The organism is Williamwhitmania taraxaci, assembly GCF_900096565.1.
GTDB lineage: Bacteria > Bacteroidota > Bacteroidia > Bacteroidales > Williamwhitmaniaceae > Williamwhitmania > Williamwhitmania taraxaci.
This window is the reverse complement of the sequence record NZ_FMYP01000021.1, coordinates 37,585-54,368: the sequence shown is the minus strand read 5'-3', so window position 1 is coordinate 54,368 and position 16,784 is coordinate 37,585. Positions and strand designations below refer to the sequence as shown.

13 protein-coding genes are annotated in these 16,784 nt (G+C 44.6%); 6 read left to right on the top strand and 7 right to left on the bottom strand.

The genetic code is table 11. The features are described 5' to 3' along the window. Positions 1-165: 165 nt before the first annotated feature. Together BLS65_RS07380 and BLS65_RS07375 are read left to right on the top strand one after the other, a co-directional pair. The gene (locus BLS65_RS07380) at positions 166-651 is read left to right on the top strand and encodes a helix-turn-helix domain-containing protein (protein ID WP_092437487.1); all 486 of its coding nucleotides are present in this window, start codon (positions 166-168) and stop codon (positions 649-651) included. A gap of 199 nt (positions 652-850) precedes the next feature. After that, complete coding sequence (locus BLS65_RS07375) at positions 851-2,170, top strand: DEAD/DEAH box helicase (protein WP_092437485.1); 1,320 nt, start codon at positions 851-853, stop codon at positions 2,168-2,170. A gap of 113 nt (positions 2,171-2,283) precedes the next feature. On the opposite strand, the gene BLS65_RS07370 is transcribed toward BLS65_RS07375, so the two are convergent. The 7 genes from BLS65_RS07370 to carA all read right to left on the bottom strand — a co-directional run bounded on the left by BLS65_RS07370 (position 2,284) and on the right by carA (position 11,391). Continuing rightward, complete coding sequence (locus BLS65_RS07370) at positions 2,284-2,652, bottom strand: helix-turn-helix domain-containing protein (protein ID WP_092437483.1); 369 nt, start codon at positions 2,650-2,652, stop codon at positions 2,284-2,286. 11 nt (positions 2,653-2,663) lie between these two features. After that, positions 2,664-2,960 carry a type II toxin-antitoxin system HigB family toxin gene (locus BLS65_RS07365; RefSeq protein WP_092437481.1) on the bottom strand — a complete coding sequence of 99 codons (297 nt, stop codon included), beginning with the start codon at positions 2,958-2,960 and terminating at the stop codon, positions 2,664-2,666. Positions 2,961-3,210: 250 nt separating this feature from the next. Next, positions 3,211-3,909 (bottom strand): hypothetical protein, encoded by a 699-nt coding sequence (locus BLS65_RS07360; RefSeq protein WP_092437479.1) that lies wholly within the window; start codon positions 3,907-3,909, stop codon positions 3,211-3,213. Positions 3,910-4,127: 218 nt separating this feature from the next. Then, the gene (locus BLS65_RS07355; protein WP_092437493.1) at positions 4,128-6,215 is read right to left on the bottom strand and encodes a dipeptidyl-peptidase Dpp5; all 2,088 of its coding nucleotides are present in this window, start codon (positions 6,213-6,215) and stop codon (positions 4,128-4,130) included. A 135-nt stretch (positions 6,216-6,350) separates the two neighbouring features. After that, positions 6,351-6,878: an RDD family protein gene (locus tag BLS65_RS07350; RefSeq protein WP_092437477.1), complete on the bottom strand. Its 528-nt coding sequence runs from the start codon at positions 6,876-6,878 to the stop codon at positions 6,351-6,353. Between the two features lie 189 nt (positions 6,879-7,067). Continuing rightward, positions 7,068-10,286 carry a carbamoyl-phosphate synthase (glutamine-hydrolyzing) large subunit gene (carB, locus tag BLS65_RS07340; RefSeq protein ID WP_092437473.1) on the bottom strand — a complete coding sequence of 1,073 codons (3,219 nt, stop codon included), beginning with the start codon at positions 10,284-10,286 and terminating at the stop codon, positions 7,068-7,070. 22 nt (positions 10,287-10,308) lie between these two features. Then, complete coding sequence (carA, locus tag BLS65_RS07335; RefSeq protein WP_092437471.1) at positions 10,309-11,391, bottom strand: glutamine-hydrolyzing carbamoyl-phosphate synthase small subunit; 1,083 nt, start codon at positions 11,389-11,391, stop codon at positions 10,309-10,311. Positions 11,392-12,182: 791 nt separating this feature from the next. Here carA and BLS65_RS07325 point away from each other — a divergent pair. From BLS65_RS07325 to floA, 4 genes are read left to right on the top strand one after another with little or no spacing between them, the layout of a single operon-like run. Further along, on the top strand, positions 12,183-14,906 hold the full coding sequence (locus BLS65_RS07325) for a PD40 domain-containing protein (RefSeq protein WP_170830033.1): 2,724 nt from the start codon (positions 12,183-12,185) through the stop codon (positions 14,904-14,906). 16 nt (positions 14,907-14,922) lie between these two features. Beyond that, positions 14,923-15,210 (top strand): ATP-dependent Clp protease adaptor ClpS, encoded by a 288-nt coding sequence (locus BLS65_RS07320; RefSeq protein WP_092437465.1) that lies wholly within the window; start codon positions 14,923-14,925, stop codon positions 15,208-15,210. Positions 15,211-15,220: 10 nt separating this feature from the next. Further along, on the top strand, positions 15,221-15,688 hold the full coding sequence (locus BLS65_RS07315; RefSeq protein WP_092437463.1) for an NfeD family protein: 468 nt from the start codon (positions 15,221-15,223) through the stop codon (positions 15,686-15,688). A 2-nt stretch (positions 15,689-15,690) separates the two neighbouring features. After that, positions 15,691-16,677, top strand: coding sequence for a flotillin-like protein FloA (gene floA / locus BLS65_RS07310; protein ID WP_092437462.1), 987 nt, complete (start codon positions 15,691-15,693; stop codon positions 16,675-16,677). Positions 16,678-16,784 lie beyond the last annotated feature (107 nt).

Genomic DNA, 16,784 nt, shown 5'->3' with positions numbered 1-16,784 from the left:
TAATTTACCGTATTGCGGTGTATGGCTAAACTTGAAGAACAGCTGCGGTTGCTTTCTCCTTTGATTTTTAACTGAATTAATTGTCGTACATCCATGATATCTATCTTCTTTGCGGCCATATCCCTGATTTAAGTTTCAGCGATAAGATAGAAATCATTCCTTTCAATGGCTCAATGGCGCAATTTGCGTCGAAACGGGTGGCGCAACTTCGACCGAAACAATAGCCTAAATGCACCTAAAAAAGTGGCACAACTTCGACCGAAACGCCTGGCACAACTTGAACCGAAATGGGTGGCACAACTTCGACCGTTTTATCTACTACCACGCATTTGCAAAGAGAAGGGCATCGAAAGTCTCTCGCGCTACCTTACCAAGCACGGTTTTCCTTACCATACCATCGGCCGCCTTGTGCGTATTGATCAGCAGCGCATCAGTTTCGAGCTTATGGAGCGCCTGTGCAAGGCCTTTTACTGCACTCCCAACGATCTGCTTACTGTTGATGGCTCGGCCGATGATTTGCCGGAAGCTCATCCGCTGAGGTTGCTCAGGCGAACCGAGCTGCAAGCAAACATTGCGGGCCAGCTGCATAAGCTTCCGGTGGAGAAGCTGGAGCAGGTACGGCAACTAATTGATAGTTTGGAGCAGGGGTAGCCGCTTTTCTTAATAGAGGTGTAAATCTGTGTATTATATGCGTGGCTATGGGGCTCTTTTATCCGTTGAAGAGGTGTGTTTGTAAAATATCTGTCAAACAAATGTGCTTATCTCGATGTTTATAGGTTACTTTGCGGTTTATTTTAATTAAAAGGTTCCTTCTTTCTTTGAATTGGGCTAGCCTTTACAATAACAATCTATGTCCTTTAAAAATTTAAATCTTATTGAGCCGATTCAAAGGGCTCTAGTTACTGAAGGTTACACCATCCCAACCCCTATTCAAGAACAAGCAATTCCAATAGTACTTCAAGGCCAAGACCTTATCGGCTGTGCACAAACCGGAACGGGAAAAACAGCTGCATTTGCTATTCCAATTTTGCAAATCCTTCACGAGAAGCGTAAACTCCGAAACGAACCGAGCCGCATCAAAGCGCTGATTGTTACACCGACGCGTGAGTTGGCTATTCAAATTGGCGAGAGTTTTTCCTCCTACGGACGACACACAGGCCTTACACATACCGTAGTTTTTGGCGGCGTATCGCAGTATCAGCAAACCTTAGCCCTTAAGCGGGGCGTAGATATTCTTATTGCTACCCCGGGCCGGTTGCTCGACTTGGTGAATCAGAAGTTTATCAACCTTCGACAAATCGATATCTTTGTTTTGGACGAGGCGGATCGCATGCTCGACATGGGCTTTATTCATGATGTTAAACGCATTATTGCGATAATTCCCAAGGAGCGCCAGACGCTGTTTTTCTCGGCTACCATGCCACCGGCCATAACCAAGCTTGCCTCATCAATACTTACCGATCCTGCTCGGGTAGAAGTTACACCTCAGGCTTCAACCGCCGATATTATCGATCAATCCCTTTACTATGTGGATAAGGGTAGCAAAAATGGTCTACTTCTACACCTACTAACGGGGGAGAATGTAACCTCAGCGCTAATTTTCACTCGTACTAAACACGGCGCCGATAAGGTTGTTCGTATCCTCGATAAGAACGGCGTAACGGCCGAGGCCATTCATGGTAACAAGTCGCAGAATGCCCGTCAGGGAGCATTGGAGCGATTTAAGAACAGAAAAATCAAGGCTTTAGTTGCTACCGATATTGCAGCACGCGGTATCGATATCGACGAGCTATCGCACGTAATCAACTTTGAGTTGCCCAACGTACCCGAAACCTATGTACACCGAATTGGCCGTACCGGCCGAGCAGGTCATGAGGGTCAGGCCATTTCGTTTTGCGATGCAGAGGAGCGTGCATTCCTAAAGGATATTGAAAAATTGATTGGTAAGTCGATACCGGTAGTAAAGGATCATCCCTACGCATCATCGTCACCAGCTCCGGCAGCAGCATTTGCTCGGGGTGGTTTTCGTGGCATAGGCAAGCCTCGTGCAGGCGAAGAGCGTCGCTCCAGCCCCGACGAACGCCGTCGTGGACATCAGGATGGACGTGGTCCGAGCCGCAGCAGCCGCCCCGACGATCGTGGCAGCGAGCGCAGGTCTTCGAACCGATAGTTGATATTCCAACGATATAAAAAAACCGCCCTTGAAAGGGGCGGTTTTTTGGTTTAACGATCGCGGCTATGCTTGCCTGTATTGCCGGTGGCATATTACCAACCGTGCTTATTTTATCTCGTTAGTTGATAGTCTGCAATTAGTAATTCTGGCGAAAGGTTAAGCTTATGGCTCAGATTCCTAATCATTTCAACCGTTAATTTCCTTTTGCGATTCAGTATTTCAGAGACCCTGCTTTTCCCTCCAATTTCAGCGACTAAATCCACTTGTTTAAGGTGTAATTCTTCCATGCGGATTTTAATTGCCTCAATGGGGTCTGGGGCTTCGATGCGGTAGTGTTTCTTTTCGTATTCGTCAACCATGAGTCCCAAAATATCGGCTTCGTCGCTTTCTGGAGTACTGGTTGGGGCATCAAAAACTAATTCCAATCGCTTTAAGGCAGATTGGTAATCGGTTTCACTCTTTATCGGTTTCAGTTCCATAATTCTAATTTTTAAATCGAGTTCGCATCAATCTTGTCATATTCGGAATGAGTTCCAATAAACCGGATAAAAATCCACTGTTTCTCAAAGTTGAATTTTGCTATAAGTCTGTATGAATTTCCCTTTATGTTGAATACAATCCTGCTGTCTTTCAGAATGCTTGCATTCGCATAGGTGGTTTTCACTTCATTTGGCGATTTCCACGAAGAACTCATAGCTGTGTCGCACCAAGTTTTCAGGTATTGTTCTGAGTCTGGGGCATGTTCCCAATACTCTCTCAGCGTGCTTTTCCCAAAAATCCTTTCCATTATTCTTCTTTCCAAATGCAAAGATAGCAATAGTTCTCGATACGGGAACTATTGGCTCTGATTTTTAGGATGGTTGTTACTGATGGCACCGTGGCAGTTACTAAGATGGACGTGGTCCAAGCCGCAGCAGCCGCCCCGACGATCGTGGCAGCAAGCGCAGGTCTTCGAACCGATAGTTGATATTCCAACGATATAAAAAAACCGCCCTTGATTGGGGCGGTTTTTTTGTTGGGGGGGATGATGGTATCTCTTATTCTTCAAATGACTTGTTGTCATCATTGTATGGTATAAACTTTATTATAAGAAAAGTGTTTCCATCCCATTCAATTTCGATATCACGCCCTTTTAACCATGGTTCATTACGTAAAGTGTTTGAATATCCAGCATCAGATATATAGCACGATATCCTTTTCCCATTAAACGTATATATAGGACTAACATTTTCAGAATATTTTGCCAATACTATTTCTGGCGTGTTGACTTTGAAGAAATCTTTCAGTGATAGTTTGAGCACTTTGTATTCAGTTGTATCTTTCATGAGGACTTTTGTGCCTAAATTATACTCATATACTTCAAGTTCTTGCTGGTGTTTATCAGCAAAACAAGTGGAACTATTCGAGTAAACTATTTTGTATACATTCTTTTTCTGCAGGTATGACCTTATGTAGTAATTCTCACAGGGCATTGTCATACTTTCTATAAAACAAGATTGAATGAAGATGAAATTATTGATAGTATCTATTTCTATTGTTTGCCTTTCTTCATCTAATACTCTTTCTGTATTCTTAAGTAATTCCTTTTTCTCTTCTTCATTTAGGCTAGTAAAAGGTAATTTCATGAATACATCGGCAATGAAACATCGTGATGATGTATTTTTATCGGTCTTATCTTGTCCGTTTGTGATTGCTTGAATAAATAGAAATGCGATAATAAACATTGACACTTTCATCGTAAAGGTTCGGATTTATAAATCAAATTTAATTTTCCCTTCAGCCGTTTTCGTATCAAATCTACAAAACATTTTCTATTTTACCTATAGTCGGCTTGTCGTCAAATAAACAAAGGGCCACATCTTGCGATGCAGCCCCCTGTTATCATTCTGTTTTATCTAAAAGGTGGCTAATTGCTGTTAAACTTACGTATTCGCACTTGCCATCCTTTTACTTTTTACTTCTTCACTTTAAGCCATTTGTCGAACCAGGCAAAGTACTCACGCTGCCAGAGAATGCCGTTTTGGGGTTTTAGCACCCAGTGGCTTTCGCTCGGAAAGAAGAGGAATTTGCTAGGAACGCCTAGCTCCTGTGCTGTATTAAAGGCTGCCATCCCTTGGGTGTAAGGAATTCGGAAGTCGTTACCGCCTTCAATAATAAGGATTGGAGTGTCCCAGTTTTTTACAAACTTATGAGGGCTTTGTGAAAAGCTCTTCATGGCTACCTTATTGTTGGTTTCCCAAGGTGCACCGCCCATTTCCCAGCTGTCGAAAAACATTTCGTCCGTGGTCATATACTCCATTTCGGAGTTAAACACGCCGCAGTGCGAGAGGAATGCTTTAAATCGCTTGTGGTGGTTGCCTGCAAGCCAGTAAACGGTATATCCTCCATAGCTGGCACCGGTAGCACCAAGGTTGTCCGCATCTACCCAAGGTTCCTGCTTTACCTCATCAATGGCGCAAAGTAGGTCGCGCATCTCCTGACCTCCGTGATCCTTGCTGATTGCATCGGTCCACTTTTGACCTAGAGTGAGCACGCCGCGACGGCTTGGGGCAACAATTACATAACCGTTGCTGGCCATGATGCTAAAGTTCCAGCGGTAGCTCCAGAATTGGCTTACGGGGCTTTGAGGGCCGCCTTCGCAGTAAAGCAGCGCGGGGTATTTCTTGGTGCTATCGAAATCGGGAGGAAGGATTACCCACGTTGGCATCAACATGCCGTCGCTGGTCTTAATCATGCGTTGGGTAACCTTGGGCATGTGGAGCTGATCGAGCAACTCTTTATTGATAAAGCTTAGCTCGGTCTCCGTTCCGCTGGTAGGATCGATCGTGTAAATCTCGGCTGGTTTAACAATGGATACCTTGGTGCCCACGAGGGTATTGCCGGCAACCTCCACGCTGTGGTAGTCGTGCCATCCCTTGGTGATGGGTTTTAGTTCAAGGTTATCCATGTTGAGGCCGTAAACCTGGAAGGTGGCATCGATACCGGTAACAAAGTAGAGGGTTTTGCCATCGGCGGTAAAGCTCAAACTTGCAGGGCTATGGTCGAAATTAGGAAGTAGCTCCTTCTTTTCGCCAGTTTTAAAATCGAGGCAGAAAAGACGCTCACGATCGGCCTCAAAGCCACCGCGGGCCATGCTCACCCAAAGCATTTTATCGCCTTGAGGGGTGAATACTGGTACACGATCGTAGCCGGGCATGCCTTCGGTTAGGTTCTTGGTCTCCTTGCTCTCGAGGTTATAGAGGTAGATGTCGGAGTTGGTGGAGAAGGCGTAATCCTTGCCCTTTTGCTTCTTGCAGGTATAGGCAACCGATTTGCCATCGGGGCTCCAGCTGATTTCGTCAATTCCACCAAAAGGCATCAGTGGGGAATCCCATGCTTCGCCGGGCATTATGTCTTGAGGTTCGCCTATCTTGCTGCCATCAAAATCGGCAATGTAAATGTGTTGGTAGCTGCCATCTTCCCAGCTATCCCAGTGGCGATACATCAAGTCGGTAATAACCATTCCATCGGATTTGTCGAGATCGGGGTAACGGTCGGCAGTGGAGGTATCCACCTTGGTGTCGATGGTAAGCAGTATTTTGCCACCAGCTGGCGAAACCAAGTAGTTGGTAATAGGTTTGTCGAGATGGGTAAGCTGCGTTCTATCCGAACCGTCAGGCTTGATGCTGAAGAGTTCAGGGTTTCCTGTCTCTGCGCTCATGAAGTAGAGGCTCGATCCATCGGCCTTCCACTCTAGCCCAAACTCGCTTTTAGGAGTCTTGGTGAGCTGCTTCTTATCCGATCCATCTGCATTCATAATGTAGATTTCGGCGTTCCCCTTATTTTCGGAAATACTGTAGTAAGTTACGGTGTAGGCAATTTGCTTTCCATCGGGGGAAACCTTTGTGTCGCCCAATCGGCCGAACGACCAGAGCACTTCGGGGGTTAGGGTAGTGGAGGTGAGTTTGAGATCGGGCTTTCCAATCACAGAAACTTCTGCTTCTTTAGGTTTGCAACCAAAGAGTGCAAGCCCAGTGGCAAGGATGATTATACTTTTTCTCATATGGCGTATTGATTTAAGGTATTTGGTGCCCAAGTTAAGGCTTTGTGGATAAAGAAGCAATGGAAAAGGTCTAAGTTTTTGTTTAACGAAAAAGGCCTCCACAGGGGAGGCCTTCAAAACGCATTTTAAGAAAATCTAAGCAATATCCTCTTTTTTGAAAACTGCAGTCTTTGAAAGCATGTCGTGGAACGATTGTTTTTTATCTGCAAGTACAAAGAAGCATCCAACAAAGATTGCAAGTGAAGCAATAGTACCCAGCGTTCCGATGAAGCTAAGAGTAAGTAAACCTAGCAATGCAAGAAGAGTTCCGCTATTTTTGATAGCATAGCGGAGGAAGAAATCTTTGATATCACCCTTTGTGCCATCTTCTTTAGCAATAGCGATACCAAGAATTAACTTGCCTAGGGTATAGCCAAGAAATGCTTCCATAAGAAAGTATAGGGGAACAGCAACCATAAATCCGGCAGTTAATCCTGCAATAAAACCTACAATACCTCCGGCAGCAGCACCATATTCTTCGCCACTTGCATTACCCACTCCAGCACCAATTGTTGCAAATAGCCCTGCAAAAACAATACTGAGAATTGATGCTAAAATTCCTGCAATTACTAAATCAATAAGATAAGCACCTAAGCGAATTCCAAAGCCGACTCTTTTTTCCATAGTAGTATAGTTTTAAGGTTTGTGGCTACAAAGTAAAACATTTTGAACGTGCTCAATTTAATGAACTCTTTTTTTTTCTGAGTAATTAGAATTAGATCGTGGTTGGTGAATATTGAATAGAATTTTAAGAGAAGTCGTATTCTACACTCAGCCTTTGTTACTGTTTGTTTGAATTTGTCGGCATGGCTTTTAAACATATTCACTCCAAGGAGTTATTGTTAGATCGGCCACATTTTTTCTAGTTAATGCGTAAAGGAATGCAGCGCCCAGTCTTGCATTGGTAATGAGCGGTACATTATAGTCGATGGCAGTGCGGCGAATGGTATAGTCGTTATAGAGTTCCTTTGTAGAAAGGTTTTTGGGGATGTTAATGACCAGTTCTACCTCCTTCTCTTTAATAAGGTCGAGGCAGTTGGGGTGCTCAACTTCATCAGGCCAAGCAACTGCTTCTGCTTTAATTCCATTGTCGTTGAGGAACTTTGCTGTTCCCTTTGTTGCCATGATGGAGTAACCTCTTTCGGATAGTAGCGATAGTGGGGCAAGCAGCGCCAATTTCGATCGTATAGGTCCCGATGATACCAGTATACATTTTTGCGGAATGCGGTAGCCCACGCTGAGCATGGCTTTGAGCAATGCATCGTCAAAGTCTACGCCTAAGCATCCTACCTCGCCGGTGGAAGCCATGTCAACTCCAAGGATTGGATCGGCCTTGGAGAGCCGGCTAAAGGAGAACTGCGATGCCTTAATGCCTACATGGTTTATCTCAAACATAGATGGAGGCATGGACATAGGAAGCCTTCCAAGCATATAGTCCGTAGCTGCCGAGATAAAGTCATACCCCAGCACCTTGGAGACAAAAGGGAAGCTGCGGCTGGCCCTTAGGTTGCACTCAATAACTTTTATATCGTTGTTGCGAGCCAGTAATTGCATGTTGAATGGTCCTGTAATGTTAAGCTCCAGCGCAATTTCAGCGGCAATTTTTCGAATGCGGCGTATTGTTTCAAAGTAGAGCTTCTGGGGCGGAAACACTAATGTGGCATCACCCGAGTGGACACCACCAAATTCTACGTGCTCCGAAATGGCGTCGAACATCACCTTCCCGTTGTTGGCTACGCCGTCGAACTCTATCTCTTTGGCTCCTTCAATAAACTCGCTCACTACCACCGGATGGGTTTTGGAAACGCTGGCTGCAAGGGTAAGGAATCCGTGTAACTCGTGGGGATTCGACACCACGTTCATGGCCGAACCAGAGAGTACGTATGAGGGCCTAATGAGAACGGGATATCCAACCTCTTCGATGAATTTTTCAATTTCCTCAAACGTGGAAAGTTCACTCCATCGAGGCTGATCGACGAGCAGCCTGTCGAGCATGGCAGAGAACTTCTTGCGGTCCTCGGCGCGGTCGATGGATTCGGGTGAGGTGCCAAGCACGTTGACTCCCGCATTGTGGAGTCGCATAGCTAGGTTGTTTGGGATTTGACCACCTACCGAAACTACTACTCCAATGGGGTTTTCGAGTTCGACAATATCGAGTACCCGTTCAAAGGAGAGTTCGTCGAAGTAGAGGCTGTCGCACACGTCATAATCGGTGCTTACGGTTTCGGGGTTGTAGTTTATCATTACCGCCCGAAGGCCGTGTTTTCGGATTTGCTTGGCGGCACTCACAGTGCACCAGTCAAACTCCACTGAACTACCAATTCGATATGCCCCCGATCCAAGTACAACAACCGATTTTCCTGTATCGCTGTATTGCAAGTCATGCTCGGTGCCGTGATAGGTTAAGTAGAAGTAGGCGGTGTGCGAGGGGTATTCGGCGGCAAGCGTATCGATTTGTTTCACCACTGGAGTTACTCCCAGTTTTTTCCGGTATTCCCTTACTCTGAGTTGATGTGCTTCAATGTTCTTTGATTCAGGATCGTAGAGAATTCGTGCTATTTGAAAATCGGAGAAGCCCATTCGCTTAGCATCCCGCATGGTTTCTTTGTCGAATGCCTCCAGTGTCTTTTTGTTCCTCAGAAAATTTTTGTGGGCAACAATGTTTGCAAGTTTCCCTAAGAACCATCGGTCTATTTTTGTGTGCGCGTGAATCCGTTCAATGTCCCAACCTTGTTCCAGTGCATCTGCCACTGCAAAAATCCGCTGATCGGTAGGGTGGGAGAGGGCTTCCTCTAAATTAGGAAAATTGAATGACGGGTTGGCTACTAGCCCATGCATACCTTGCCCAACCATACGCAAACCCTTTTGTATTGCCTCTTCGAACGACCGTCCAATGGCCATTACTTCGCCAACGCTTTTCATAGCAGAGCCAATTTCACGGCTTACCCCATGGAATTTGGTTAAGTCCCAGCGCGGAATCTTCACTACCACGTAATCGAGGGCGGGTTCAAAGCATGCCGTTGTGGTTTGTGTTACGCTATTTTTGAGTTGGTGTAATCCATAACCGAGGCCAAGTTTGGCAGCCACAAAGGCTAGGGGATATCCGGTGGCTTTACTGGCTAATGCAGATGATCTTGAGAGGCGTGCATTTACCTCAATTACTCGATAATCCTCGCTGTTGGGGTCGAGGGTGTACTGAACATTGCATTCGCCCACCACGCCAAGGTGGCGGATAATCCTTATGGCAAGCGATCTCAGCTTGTGGTATTCGGAGTTGGTAAGGGTTTGTGAGGGGGCTACTACAATGCTTTCGCCGGTGTGTATGCCCAATGGATCGAAGTTTTCCATGTTGCAAACGGTAATGCAATTATCAAACCTGTCTCGGACAACCTCATACTCGATCTCTTTCCATCCTTTTAGGGATTCTTCTACTAGTATTTGTGGTGAGTAAGAAAAGGCATTGGTGGCAAGCGTTTTAAGTTCATCCATGCTGTTGCAGAAACCACTTCCTTGCCCACCAAGGGTAAATGCTGCCCTGATAATCAGTGGGAAACCAATGGTTTTGGCTGCATTGAGTGCCTCGTCGACGCTTTCTACGGCAATGCTTTTGGGCGTTAATACTTCAATCTCTCGAAGTTTCGCTGCAAAGAGTTCTCTGTCCTCAGTGTTTATAATAGTTTCAACAGGAGTTCCCAATACCTCAACGTTATGTTTTGCGAGAAACCCCGATTTATATAGCGTGGTGCCACAGTTGAGGGCAGTTTGACCGCCAAACGAAAGGTATATGCCATCGGGCTTTTCCTTGGCAATTACCTTTTCTACAAAGTATGGCGTTACGGGTAAAAAGTAAACTTCATCGGCCACTCCCTTACTGGTTTGCACCGTGGCAATGTTTGGATTTATAAGGATGGTTCTAATACCCTCCTCTTTTAGGGCTTTCAGAGCCTGAGTGCCGCTATAGTCAAACTCTCCGGCCTCGCCTATTTTAAGGGCTCCTGAACCAAGAACTAGTATCTTTTTATACTGCTTCATTTTCGTTAATTGTTTCAGTGTATTAGAGGTTGCGCTTATGGTTTTCGATCGACTCAATAAAGTCGTCAAAGAGAAATTCCGTATCGGTAGGACCTCCTGAGGCTTCAGGATGGAATTGTGCTGCAAAGAAGGGTTTTGATATGTGCTTTATACCTTCACACGTTTTGTCATTGGCATTTTCGAACATGACATACCAGTCTGAGTCAAGGGAATCCCGGTCTATGGCAAACCCATGGTTTTGAGAAGTAATAAAGCAGCGATCGGTTCCACACAAAACTACAGGTTGGTTGTGGCTTCTATGTCCGTAAGGTAATTTGTATGTATTGGCTCCTGAGGCAAGTGCCATAAGCTGCGTGCCAAGACATATCCCCATGATTGGCTTCTCTCCTTCCAACGCTCGTGCAAGGTGAGCAATGGTTTTGGTATTCATTTTAGGATCCCCAGGCCCGTTGGATATGAACAATCCATCCCATGCTTCTTGATTGAAGTCGTAGTCGTAGGGAAGCCTCACTACGGTAGTGTCGCGGGAAAGGAGGCACCGGATGATATTGTTTTTTACCCCACAATCGATCAGTGCGATGCGATGTTTTCCGTTTCCATATATCTGTTTCTCTTTTATGGATACCTGTCCAACGAGGTCTTCCGTATCTGGGTTTCGCCAGGCAATGTCTTTAGTAAAAACGATTTTGGCGAGGGTGCTCCCATTTTCGCGAATTGTTTTGGTAAGTGCCCGTGTATCGATACCGGTTATTGCAGGGATTTTTTGCTCCTGAAGCCAGACAGAAAGGCTTTTGGTCGCATTCCAGTGGCTATATTCCCCGCTAAATTCCGAAACCACCAATCCAGAAACCTGAATTGCTTCCGATTCAAAGAAGCGGGAAAGATTGTCGGATTTGCTATTGTTGGGAATACCATAGTTTCCGATCAGTGGATAGGTGGCTACGAGTATCTGACCTTTGTAGGAGGGGTCGGTCAAACTCTCGGGGTAGCCTGTCATGGCAGTATTGAAGACCAATTCTCCTGCCGAACTACCTTGGTAGCCGAAAGAGAAGCCCTCGTACGCCGAGCCATCTTCTAAAACCAACTTTGCCTTTGTTTTTTCCATGATTTATATGTTTCGGGATTTATTCGCACAAAAAAAAAGGTCGACATTACGTCGACCTTTACCATAAACTAACTGTGTATTGCACTTTGGTGGAAATGCCTGAAACGGTGGAAGGCTGCTCGGTTCCTCTTTTATCTCCAAACAACGATCGGTCGCCATTGACCTAAGAATATGTTCGACGGAGATCAAATGGGTCAATTTTGGGTATTTTTCTTGCAGTCCTCTTTTTCTAATTGGTGTGTCTCGGAACGCTGAAATAAATGTCGACTCAGTGCTGTCGTTACACTCCCATCTATACGTTCCCCATGCTTTTAGAAATGTATAAATAGAACCCTTGCCAAAACGGAATAACCATGCCGAATGGGCGTGATTATTTGCTATATTCTCTGAAATGCTTTTCATTGATAGCGGATTGCGTTTTGACCAGAAATACTATTTTCTGCGGAGCAAATCTAATAAAAATGTTTTTACTATAAATAAATATGCGTAATATTATTTCTTTAATATTTTTAAGTGTCAGTAAGTAAGGTTAAAACTATTATTTGTTGTTTTTTTAGATGTATAAATATACACGTGTTTTTAGTTAGAATTTAGCCACTTACTTAGAGCTCTGCTGTGGAACCAATAACGAAATGCAATATGTGTTCCCAACACAACATTTTTGTTGCACATTCATTCTTGTCTGCGTTGGTATATCGGTCATTATAACTATTTTTACCCAAATTGCTTAAATATCATTGGTTTAGTTTATGGTTAGAAGTTGTCTAAAATATCTCTTATTGCTTTTTGTTATGCAACTGATTGGCATGCAGATTCATGCTCAGTCGGCAAGGATTGACTCCATCCGCACCGCTACAAAAAAACAGTTCGATGGTGATAATTTTGCGGCTGCTTTGCCCTATTCGGAGCAACTTCTGGCGCTATTTCCGGCCGATGGGCGCTATCAATATCAGACTGGGGTGTGTTTGAGTAAGTCGAGTCTCGACTTACTGCGTGCCTACAAGCTACTTCGTCTTGCTTCGCAGAAGGAGGTTCCAGTAGAGGTTTATTACTATTTGGGTGATGTTTGCCGCAGACTTTATCGATTCGAGGAGGCCATAGATTGGTTCCGTCAATACATGGTTGCTGGTGGTGGTAAGGTATTCAACAACAATATTGTGGAAGGAGTCGTTACTTGGTGCGAAAATGGAATTTATCTCACCAAATATGCCACCGATATTCAGGTGCTCGGCCAAGCCAAGGTCTCTCTGGACTCTATGATATACTACTATACTGTATCACCAGGCGAAGGTCAGCTGGGGCCGATGCCCCAAGAGTTGATATCGAAGGTTGATAGGAAAATGAAACGGCGAATTCCTTTGGCTGTTTATTATCCTTCCGCCACGAGTGGCGATCCTGACGTGATTTACTTCTCCAGCTTTGGTAAAACTGATATGCATGGATTGAATCTATGGAAAACCACAAAGACAAATGGGACAGAATGGGAGCAGCCCGTAGAATTACTAAACCCAATAAGTTCGGACGGGGACGAAATATTCCCTATACCTGCTCTTGCCGGTGCTGTTTTGTATTTTGCCTCCAATGCTCTCTTTGGAATGGGCGGTTACGATATTTATAAATCAACCTATGATCCTGCTTCGGGTAAGTGGGGCGTACCCGAAAATATGGGCTTCCCCATTAACTCTCCAGCCGATGATTTTTTCTTTGTTCCAGACAAGGATGGCAAAACGGCAATGTTTGCTTCCAATCGCAATGCTTCGGGTGATTCAGTGGTCGTTTATAAGGTCATTATCCCCTTAAATGGTATTAACCAAAGCCTTTCGGGAGTGGCGGAGCGAGTTGCCGCAGCCGAACTAAGAACGGTTGCTACTAAGGTTGTTATAACTGATACCCCAACGCGAAATAAACCTAAAGCAAGAGTTGAAGGGTTGCAGTATGATTTAGGCTACATGGAATTAATGACCTCGCTATTTTTGCTACAGGAAACACAGGACTCGATTCGAAAAAAGGTTGACTTGGCGAGGATTGCTTTTCAAAAGGAAAAGGGTGCTTTAAGGAACGACAGCCTAGGGAACGAAATAATGAGGCTAGAGGTGGGGCAGCGAAGGGTGTCAAGCCAGATTGCCGAATTGAATAGGGCTGCTACATTTATGGAGGAGCAATTCTTGGCCAAACGTTCTCCCGAAGTGGCGGTAACGGGGCCCATATCTGGGTTTGATTTTTTATTCAGCAAAAAGGTTGTTGATTTCTTTGGAAATGAGAGGGTGGTTGCATTACGTCGACTTTGGAATACTACGGTAAAACTCGATACGGCTTTTTACGCAAGTCTGGAATTGCTGCGCGAAAGGAAAGACTTGGAAACAATGCTCACGGTTTCGGATCAGCCCGATGTTGTTTCGAGAATAAAACAATCCTTAGCCGATATTCAAGCCAAGGAACTTCTTTCTCCTTCAGATTTTTTAGATAAAAGGAGGCTGTTAAGCGTTGGGATACATAACATAATTAAGGAGCGGCTTTTGGAATTAGCCAAGGACCCAGAGCAGGATTTTGAATTTCAGGCAGCAAATGCCGATATGATTTCTGCTCAGGGGATTTTTAATAATAGCAAAAACGTATCCGCCACACTTGATAATTTTGAAGGTATTCGGGATGCCCTATGGGTAGAGGAGCGAGGATTGTTGCGGTATAAATTAGTTGTGGCTTCGATGCTGCAACTCGATTTGGTTGATTCACTAAAGCGGAATATCCAAAGGTTAGAGCATCGCAGTTCAATTCCATTTTACGTTTTCGAACAACCCAAACCAAAAGACATACAAGCCTCTCTAAAACCTGATGCTAAGCCTTCTGTGGCTATAGCCGTTAAGTTAAAGAGCAATTATTCCACGGGACTTATCGTTGCCGATCCTTTTCCGTATAGTAGCGACAATCCTATTCCATTTGATGAATCATTGCCTATAGGCGTTATATATAAAGTCCAGCTAGGTGCTTTTAGTCAACCCATTATCTTCTCCTCATTCAAAGGCTTGGCACCAATTACGGGCGAAAACCTTAAGTCCGGTACTATAAAAAAGTATTATGCAGGTAGATTCTTCACATTAGCCGATGCTCAAGTTGGATTAGTCCTGGCCAAATCGAGAGGATTCAAGGATGCTTTTCTGGTGAGTTGGCTCAAAGGTAAGGTCGTTCCGTTGACTCGGGCCCAAAATTTTGAGGAACGGAAACCTGAGGCAGATAAAGCTGTTCCTACCGACTTGAGTGAATTCCCTACAAATAATAATAAATTTTTCAGGGTTGTAATTGGCACCTTCGAAGAAGTGTTACCTTCAGGTGCTCAGGGAATTATTGGGGATTATGCCAAGGGTAAGGAAGTTGCCAAGAAACTTATCTCCGATCACGTAGTAAGTTTTAGTGTTGGTAATTTTGCTAACTTTGAGGAAGCGCTTCACTTAAAAGAGGCCTTGCTTTCGGGTGGATTCGTGGAGGCATATGTCGCTGCGGTTAGTGTTCAAGAATAAACGATAGAGCAAAACGATGGAAGAACAATATAGTTCCTCCCAAATGGAGGATTTGTTGGACGAACTGAATTTGAAGCAGGTTCTAGTGCTTCACAACGATGAGGTAAATGAGTTCGTCTACGTTGTGGATACGTTGGTAGAGGTTTGTGACCATGGAAGCCTGCAAGCGGAACAGTGCACCCTTATTACACATTACAAGGGAAAGTGTAATGTAAAGTATGGCTCTCTAACCCGACTGAAACCTATCAAGGATGAGTTGAACCGAAGAGGTCTTCAGGCCACTATCGAAAATAGTTTAAGTTAATATATTTGCCATGACTTTAGTTGCAGGCCTTATTCTAATTGGGCTTTTACTCTTTTTTGTCGAATTTTTGCTCATTCCCGGATTTACAGTGGCTGGGGTGCTTGGGGCCATATCTCTGGTAAGCGGCATTTATCTCGCTTATACTACTATTGGGACTACGGCAGGTAATATTACTCTATTCGTCTCTTTTGCACTTTCACTTGCGCTTGCAGTTGTTTCCTTGCGGGCGAAGACATGGCACCGGTTTACTCAAAAGTCTCGAGTAGACTCATCGGTGGAGACGGAACTCGATCGAGTAGAAATTTTGATGGGCGATGAAGGTGTTGCGAAATCTCGCCTTGCACCCATTGGTCTTGTTTCCATAAAAGGTATTGATATTGAAGCAAAAAGCACCGGAGCCTATATCGACTCTCGAACAGAGGTGGTAGTGGTGAAGGTGGAGAAAGCGCGTATAATTGTAAAACCAAAAAATAGTTAACTATGACTGATACAGGATTTTATTTAATTATTATAGCCATCTCCCTTGTAGGACTATGGTTTATTCTCTATTTTATTCCAATTGGATTGTGGTTTACCGCCATTATTTCCGATGTTAAAGTTTCCTTGCTTCAGCTTATTCTGATGCGCTGGAGAAAAGTTCCGCCATCCACCATTGTTACGGCGCTGATTACTGGAACCAAAGCAGGTCTTGTTCTTGACCCCAACGAAATGGAGGCTCACTACATGGCCGGTGGAAATGTTGTTAAGGTTGTTCATGCCTTGGTATCGGCCCAAAAAGCTAATATTCCGCTGGATTTTAGAATGGCAACAGCCATCGATTTGGCAGGAAGAGATGTTTTTGAAGCAGTTCAAATGTCGGTGAATCCACGAGTTATTAACACGCCTCCAGTTACCGCTGTAGCAAAGGATGGAATTCAGTTAATCGCCAAGGCACGTGTTACCCTAAGGGCAAACATTAAGCAGTTGGTGGGTGGAGCTGGAGAGGAGACCATCTTGGCTCGTGTTGGCGAGGGGATTGTATCGTCAATCGGTTCTTCTGCATCGCATAAATCGGTAATGGAAAATCCCGACTATATTTCGCGCGTGGTGCTCGATAAGGGGCTCGACTCCGGAACGGCTTTCGAAATTTTATCCATCGATATTGCTGATATCGATATTGGACGTAATATTGGTGCTGTTTTACAGATGGACCAAGCGAACGCCGATAAAAACATTGCCCAAGCAAAGGCCGAAGAGCGTAGAGCAATGGCTGTAGCATTGGAGCAAGAGATGAAAGCAAAGGCACAGGAAGCAAGGGCAAAAGTGATTGAGGCTGAGGCTGAAATCCCAATGGCTATTGCTGAATCGTTCCGTTCGGGTAATCTTGGAATTATGGATTACTACAAGTTGAGAAACTTGCAAGCAGATACCGATATGCGGGAATCCATTGCAAAACCGAATCAAACAGGACAAACCAACAAACAGTAAGCGTTTGCTCGTCAGTATACTTAAAAAGGAGAGGCTTTGGGCCTCTCTTTTTTTTGTTCTTTTTTTTCGCATTCCTTTGCAGAATACGAATGTTTTTCTACTTTTGC

Excerpts from the sequence above, each read along its gene's own strand:
- BLS65_RS07370 (WP_092437483.1), bottom strand. The coding sequence starts at position 2,652 with ATGGAACTGAAACCGATAAAGAGTGAAACCGATTACCAATCTGCCTTA.
- BLS65_RS07350 (WP_092437477.1), bottom strand. The coding sequence starts at position 6,878 with ATGGAAAAAAGAGTCGGCTTTGGAATTCGCTTAGGTGCTTATCTTATT.
- BLS65_RS07365 (WP_092437481.1), bottom strand. The coding sequence starts at position 2,960 with ATGGAAAGGATTTTTGGGAAAAGCACGCTGAGAGAGTATTGGGAACAT.
- carA (WP_092437471.1), bottom strand. The coding sequence starts at position 11,391 with ATGGAAAAAACAAAGGCAAAGTTGGTTTTAGAAGATGGCTCGGCGTAC.
- BLS65_RS07325 (WP_170830033.1), top strand. The coding sequence starts at position 12,183 with ATGCAACTGATTGGCATGCAGATTCATGCTCAGTCGGCAAGGATTGAC.
- BLS65_RS07360 (WP_092437479.1), bottom strand. The coding sequence starts at position 3,909 with ATGAAAGTGTCAATGTTTATTATCGCATTTCTATTTATTCAAGCAATC.
- BLS65_RS07380 (WP_092437487.1), top strand. The coding sequence starts at position 166 with ATGGCTCAATGGCGCAATTTGCGTCGAAACGGGTGGCGCAACTTCGAC.
- BLS65_RS07375 (WP_092437485.1), top strand. The coding sequence starts at position 851 with ATGTCCTTTAAAAATTTAAATCTTATTGAGCCGATTCAAAGGGCTCTA.
- BLS65_RS07315 (WP_092437463.1), top strand. The coding sequence starts at position 15,221 with ATGACTTTAGTTGCAGGCCTTATTCTAATTGGGCTTTTACTCTTTTTT.
- BLS65_RS07355 (WP_092437493.1), bottom strand. The coding sequence starts at position 6,215 with ATGAGAAAAAGTATAATCATCCTTGCCACTGGGCTTGCACTCTTTGGT.
- floA (WP_092437462.1), top strand. The coding sequence starts at position 15,691 with ATGACTGATACAGGATTTTATTTAATTATTATAGCCATCTCCCTTGTA.
- carB (WP_092437473.1), bottom strand. The coding sequence starts at position 10,286 with ATGAAGCAGTATAAAAAGATACTAGTTCTTGGTTCAGGAGCCCTTAAA.
- BLS65_RS07320 (WP_092437465.1), top strand. The coding sequence starts at position 14,923 with ATGGAAGAACAATATAGTTCCTCCCAAATGGAGGATTTGTTGGACGAA.